Consider the following 6,000-nt stretch of genomic DNA (forward strand, 5'->3'; position numbering starts at 1 on the left):
ATAGATACTTATAATTTTAACCAAGGGAGTACCGGTTATGTCCAGTAATGTGGATTTAAACCAAAGACCTGAGCCAGATGAACTGCTGCAAACTATCGCAGATTATGTGGACAGGGACACCATTAATTCTCAAGAAGCCTACAACACCGCCAGAAATTGCCTTATGGACACGATTGGTTGCGGATTACTCGCCCTCCGTTTCCCTGAATGTACTAAACATCTTGGCCCTATCGTTCCGGGTACCACCGTCAGACACGGTGCAAGGGTACCGGGTACATCTCATGAGCTCGATCCTGTTACTGCAGCCTTTAATATTGGCTGTATCATCCGTTGGCTCGATTTCAACGATACTTGGCTCGCCGCTGAATGGGGCCACCCATCAGATAATCTTGGCGGTATTTTGGCGACGGCGGATTATCTAAGCCGTGTTGCTGTTGCTGAAGGGCATGATCCGTTGACGATGGGCGAAGTACTGACCGCGATGATCAAAGCCCATGAGATTCAAGGTGTGCTCGCTTTGGAAAACAGCTATAACCGAGAAGGTCTTGACCATGTTCTGCTGGTTCGAGTGGCGTCTACCGCTGTTGTCACCAAAATGTTAGGTGGTAATCGCGATCAAATTATCGATGCGCTTTCTCAAGCATGGGTTGATGGCTGTTCATTACGAACCTACCGACATGCCCCTAATGCTGGCTCACGAAAATCTTGGGCGGCTGGCGACGCAACAGCGAGAGCAGTGCGTCTTGCGATGATCACCATGAAAGGTGAAATGGGCCTTCCTTCTGTACTGAGTGCACCAAAGTGGGGGTTCTATGACGTGCTTTTTGATGGCAATGTGTTTGAGGTGAACCAACCTTTTGGCTCATATGTCATGGAAAATGTGTTGTTCAAAATCTCTTACCCAGCGGAGTTTCATGCTCAGACAGCGGTAGAGTGTGCGGCAACACTGCATGATCAAATTAAAGACCGCCTTGATGATATTGAGCGTATCGAAGTCACGACGCATGAGTCTGCAATTCGGATTATTTCCAAGGTCGGCGACTTGGCTAACCCTGCAGACCGGGATCACTGTCTGCAATACATGATTGCTGTACCTCTCCTGTTTGGTAACCTCGTTGCAGAACATTACGAAGATGATTTCCACGCCAATGAGCCGAGAATTGACCAGCTTCGAGAGAAAATGGTGATTCACGAGGATAAACGCTATAGCGAAGAGTATCTGGACGCGGAAAAACGCTCTATTGCCAATGCAATACAGGTGTTCTTTGTCGATGGAACATCCACTGAGAAAGTTGAAGTCGAATACCCAATTGGGCACCGTCGTCGTCGTGAAGAGGGTATTCCTGTTCTTGAGCGTAAGTTTAAAAACAGTCTGCTAACTCGTTTCCCGCCGCAACAAGCGGACAAGATCTACAGCCTGTGTTGTGATCAGAAAGCGCTTGAAGCGACGCCAGTGAATGACTTTATGTCGATGCTGACGATCAACTAGTGTCCGATGCCGATTGGCTGGTGGTACCACATAAGAGAAAGGGGCGAATCTCGCCCCTTTTGTCATTTTAATGCTACCGAAAAATGGGTTAAGCCACGTGGCAGGCAAAACCTTTAAGGTAGAAACCTTCAGGGTATGCAGAGTCAATCGGGTGATCCGCAGCTTGCTCAAAACGCTCAATAAATTGAACATTGCGTTTTGCATCCAGCGCAGCATCTGCAATGATTTTCTGAAACAAGTTATTGTCCATCAGACCAGAGCATGAGTAGGTTAATAACGTACCACCCGGCTTCAGGATTTGCATTGCCAGCATGTTAATGTCTTTGTAGCCACGGCATGCCCCTGTCAACTGAGATTTTGACTCAGCAAACTTCGGAGGGTCCATAATCACCACATCAAAGCTTTCACCTTTATCTCTGAATTCACGAAGAAGCTTGAACACATCGGCATTAATAAACTGCGCCTGTTCAAGGTCGAATCCATTTTGTTCTGCATTTTGACGAGCGAGATCTAGCGCAGGTTGTGAAACATCAACGTTAATCACCTCTGATGCATTACCTTTCAACGCGTAAAGCCCGAAACCGCCAGTGTAACAGAAGCAGTTTAATACACGCTTTCCATTAACGTACTTTACCGCAGCCTCTCGACTGTCACGTTGGTCAAGATAGAAACCCGTTTTATGACCGCCAGTGATATCGACGTTAATTTTCACACCGTTTTCTTCGATCGTTAGTGACTTTGGTGGCTCCTCGCCATAAAGCACCCCTGTGCGTTGCTTTAGCCCTTCTTTTTTGCGCACAGACACGTCGGAGCGCTCATAAATGCTACACTCTGGATATTCAGCCTTTAACGCTTCAACCAAGACATCTTTTTGTGATTCGGCGCCGGCGCTGAGGAGTTGGCAAACCAGAAAGTTATCGTAGCGATCAATGGTGATACCGGGCAGGCCATCAGATTCAGCGGCAATAAGGCGGTATCCCGTCAGACCATCTCTTGCTGCTAGGACATTCCGAAGTTGCTGTGCTTGCTGAAGACGTTTTTGGAAAAAAGAGGCATCAATTTGCTCATCATCAAATGTCCATACTCGCACACGAATTTGAGAGTTAGGAGAAAACGCACCTTTCGCTAGCCATTGTCCCTGATGATCAAAGACATTGACCGTCTCGCCCAGTGTTGGTTTGCCTTCAATGCGTTGAATTCCGCGTGAGAAAATCCAAGGGTGACGACGGCGTACCGATTTATCCCGGCCTTTCACCAGATAAACAGATGGGTGCATATTCATTTCCTACAATTTTGAGCCAGTGTCAGGCTGCTGTTCAGCCCAACAGTAAAATGGTGGGGTATTGTCGTGGAAGTGGTTTCTGAATGCAATCGACCGCGTTAAGCGGCCGATTATTAAGGAAGATAGATTAAACAATTAGGTTCTTAAGCCTTCAACCAATCTCGAGAGTTTATCTGATTGGTCTTCAAGATTAGCAACTTCCACAGATGTTAATTTGATAATTTCGCTGACATCTGAGGCTTGCTGGCGGATCTGAGCAACATCTTGTGAAATGGAAATCGCTACTGAGTCTTGATTTCCTGCTGAACGGGCAATTTCAGCGCTGCGTGTTGTAATGCTGTTGTTGCGCTCGGTGATAAGAAGAATGTCTTCCTCCATTTTCTGCATCAGAGACTCGCTGGATTCAGCGTTGGTCACTGTTGCTTCCATGACTTGTTTAAGCTGCCCGGTATTCACTTGTAGCGACTCAATCATAGACTGAATTTCTACTGTCGCTTCTTGCGCTCTTGCCGCTAGGCTTCTTACTTCATCCGCAACTACGGCAAAGCCACGCCCTTGCTCGCCCGCACGAGCAGCCTCAATGGCCGCATTAAGCGCCAGTAAGTTCGTTTGCTCTGAAATTGCGCTGATTGTAGAAACTATGTTGCTGATTTCAGAGGTATTGCCTTCCACATTCTGAACAGCCACAGATGCCCGGTCAATTTCACCTTTCAACGATTGAATCGTATTTAATGTTTCGCCCACTTGTTGTGTGCTTTGCATTGACGCATCGTTTGCACTGACGACTTCTTCAGAGGCGCTTTGTGCATGCATAGAAACATCACGTATAGACAGCACCATCTCTTCGGTTGTACAAGCAAGCGAATCAAGGTAGGTGCACTGTGCCTCACTGAGATTAGTGCTCTCTTTGCTTTGCTCACTAAGGTAAGCAGATAACTTAACCATTAACTGAGAAGATTCCTGAATGGCTTTCACCAGCGCATGTTTGCGGTCAGCCACGTTGTCGACAGTGGCCGCAATGGTGCTGAATTCATCCTTAACAGGCATGAAATTCATTCGGCTGGTCAGGTCTCCATCAAGCATGCGTTGAAGTGAGTGATTCATGGTGTACATCGCACCAGAAATGAAGGAGCTTACATAATGCGTAACGACAAATGCAAAGCCGACAGCTACAGCAAGCAATACCCAATCGACAACACCGAATCCAGAGAGCAAGTGTTCTGTGTTGATTGAAGAAAGTGAATAAGTCTGGCCGGGAACACTGATATCGCCTCTGCCCACTGCGATTTGTGATCCTGACAGCAAGGAAGCGGCTTCTGACTGACTGGTGTTATAGTGAGATAGAATATTTGCAACGGACTGGTTGTAGGAAGACTGCAGATCAGCGACCTGTTGTTGGTGACTGTTGCTTGCGAAGCTGAGAGCAAGGAAAGACACAAGCAGCGATGCAATCAAGACCAAGTTGATCTTCATTGTCATGCTTAGGTGAATAAGGTACTTGTCGATCCATCGGAAAGGAATAGCTTTCATTGTTAGTTGGTTCCTTCGTTTACCGCACGATGTGCATCAATGATCGAGAATCTTACTATACTGTTTCATGGACTGAATACGTGAGAGTGATTAATGTCCCAAATTTGTGTAGTTGCTTCTATTTCTGGACATGTACAAGGTGTTGGTTTTCGATTTCATACCGCACATGAGGGAACTCGACTTTCATTAACTGGCTACGCGAAAAACCTCTCGAATGGCAAAGTCGAGGTGTTGGCTTGTGGCGAAGAGGCCAGTGTGATGAGACTACTTCGTTGGCTTGAGATCGGACCATCATCGGCGAGGGTTGATTCAGTTATCAATGAAGGTGTTGATTGGCGCGCTATCGACGGTTTCTCTATTCTCTAATCAACACCAGCTTTGGTAGCTGGAGACTCACGTGGGGAAAAGGTGTCATTAGAGACACCTTTTTAGATAAGAATTACGTTTTCTACTTTATAAACACTTCACAGGCTTGGGCAGGCCTGCAAGTTTGGTTGCTTGTTTGGCTGGGCCTTTTGGAAAGAGTTTGTAAAGGTAGCGGCTGTTCCCCTTTTCAGGTCCGTATTTTTTTTCCATTGATTTAACCAGCAGGCGAATGGCTGGCGAAGTATTAAATTCTTTATAAAAGTCTTGCACAAAAACAATGACTTCCCAGTGAGCATCAGTCAATACGATGTTTTCTTGGTCTGCCAACTGAGGCACTAAATCTTTGTGCCAATCAGAGAAATTCTTTAGGTAGCCTTGCGCATCTGTTTCAATCTGGGTGCCGTTAAACTCTAACATTACTTACCTCGGAAGATGAATGTGGCAAGGATAAAGATTTCATCATACGGCATCAAGCGATTGACTCTTTCATATGCCTTCTATGTTCTCACGGCTATAAGTTATGTTGTTATTTAAGGCATAGGTTATCATCTCTGCCGTCGTTTTTAGCCCTAGCTTCTGTTTGATATTCCTACGATGTGCATCGATTGTTCTGGCGCTGATTTCAAGTTCATCAGCAATACGTTTGCTGCTCATCCCCTCCGCCACAAGATATAGTACAGCCCTCTCTCTCCGGCTAATGTCAGAGTGAGGTGTTTCAAAACACAAGCTATTGGGATTAGAAAACAGTGTATTACTTGAGGTATGACAGAAATAGCTGGCGCCTCGGTTCACTGAATGAATAGCTTCAACCATCTCATCTAACGATACCTCTTTTAAAATATAACCAGAAGCGCCCACGTCCATGGCTTTTTTTATGTACTCTTTATTGTCATGCATGCTCAGCATAAGAATACGGATGCCAGGGCAGTTTCGATGGAGCATCGCTGCCGCTTCTACACCGTTAAGCATTGGCATACTGATATCCATAAGAACGACGTCAGGAGATTTCTCTGTAGCGATACGATAAGCATCTAGTCCATTGTTGGCTTTGGCAACTATTTCAATACTGTCTTCCATATCAACCTTGCTGAAAAGCCGTCTAATACCATTTGGTGATCATCTACCAACATAACTTGAATTTTCTGCATGGGTTTTTCCCTTTTTATGTATGTTCTCGGGAATGTGGACGGTAACCAGTATTTCAGTTGTCCACTTCCCCTATTCTGAGACAGTCTAAACTGGAGTTTTCTGCCCTTTAACTGCAGGAGAACACCATGAAAAAGTCACGGTTCACCGAAACTCAGATCGTTGCGATCCTCAGAGAGGCCGATGC

The 6,000-nt window shown here is 45.9% G+C and carries 6 protein-coding genes; 2 read left to right on the forward strand and 4 right to left on the reverse strand.

Annotated features, from left to right (window positions below):
• The first annotated feature begins 37 nt into the window (after positions 1–37).
• Positions 38–1,489 (forward strand): bifunctional 2-methylcitrate dehydratase/aconitate hydratase, encoded by a 1,452-nt coding sequence (locus tag CS022_RS08290; RefSeq protein ID WP_129121895.1) that lies wholly within the window; start codon positions 38–40, stop codon positions 1,487–1,489.
• A gap of 88 nt (positions 1,490–1,577) precedes the next feature.
• On the opposite strand, the gene CS022_RS08295 is transcribed toward CS022_RS08290, so the two are convergent.
• Both CS022_RS08295 and CS022_RS08300 read right to left on the reverse strand, forming a co-directional pair.
• Complete coding sequence (locus CS022_RS08295; protein ID WP_129121896.1) at positions 1,578–2,765, reverse strand: class I SAM-dependent methyltransferase; 1,188 nt, start codon at positions 2,763–2,765, stop codon at positions 1,578–1,580.
• Positions 2,766–2,906: 141 nt separating this feature from the next.
• Positions 2,907–4,301, reverse strand: a complete 1,395-nt coding sequence (locus tag CS022_RS08300) for a methyl-accepting chemotaxis protein (protein ID WP_129121897.1) — start codon at positions 4,299–4,301, stop codon at positions 2,907–2,909.
• A gap of 93 nt (positions 4,302–4,394) precedes the next feature.
• Between CS022_RS08300 and yccX the strand changes: the two genes are divergently transcribed.
• On the forward strand, positions 4,395–4,667 hold the full coding sequence (yccX, locus tag CS022_RS08305) for an acylphosphatase (RefSeq protein ID WP_129121898.1): 273 nt from the start codon (positions 4,395–4,397) through the stop codon (positions 4,665–4,667).
• 87 nt (positions 4,668–4,754) lie between these two features.
• Here the strand turns inward: yccX and CS022_RS08310 are convergent, their stop codons facing one another.
• Positions 4,755–5,084: a TusE/DsrC/DsvC family sulfur relay protein gene (locus CS022_RS08310; RefSeq protein WP_129121899.1), complete on the reverse strand. Its 330-nt coding sequence runs from the start codon at positions 5,082–5,084 to the stop codon at positions 4,755–4,757.
• Positions 5,085–5,153: 69 nt separating this feature from the next.
• Positions 5,154–5,744 carry a response regulator transcription factor gene (locus tag CS022_RS08315; RefSeq protein WP_328590334.1) on the reverse strand — a complete coding sequence of 197 codons (591 nt, stop codon included), beginning with the start codon at positions 5,742–5,744 and terminating at the stop codon, positions 5,154–5,156.
• Positions 5,745–6,000 lie beyond the last annotated feature (256 nt).

The sequence above is a fragment of the Veronia nyctiphanis genome (assembly GCF_004116385.1).
Taxonomy (GTDB): domain Bacteria; phylum Pseudomonadota; class Gammaproteobacteria; order Enterobacterales; family Vibrionaceae; genus Veronia; species Veronia nyctiphanis.

Coding starts and splice junctions, on each gene's coding strand:
- CS022_RS08295 (WP_129121896.1), bottom strand. CDS start 2,765: ATGCACCCATCTGTTTATCTGGTGAAAGGCCGGGATAAATCGGTACGC.
- CS022_RS08300 (WP_129121897.1), bottom strand. CDS start 4,301: ATGAAAGCTATTCCTTTCCGATGGATCGACAAGTACCTTATTCACCTA.
- yccX (WP_129121898.1), top strand. CDS start 4,395: ATGTCCCAAATTTGTGTAGTTGCTTCTATTTCTGGACATGTACAAGGT.
- CS022_RS08290 (WP_129121895.1), top strand. CDS start 38: ATGTCCAGTAATGTGGATTTAAACCAAAGACCTGAGCCAGATGAACTG.
- CS022_RS08315 (WP_328590334.1), bottom strand. CDS start 5,744: ATGGAAGACAGTATTGAAATAGTTGCCAAAGCCAACAATGGACTAGAT.
- CS022_RS08310 (WP_129121899.1), bottom strand. CDS start 5,084: ATGTTAGAGTTTAACGGCACCCAGATTGAAACAGATGCGCAAGGCTAC.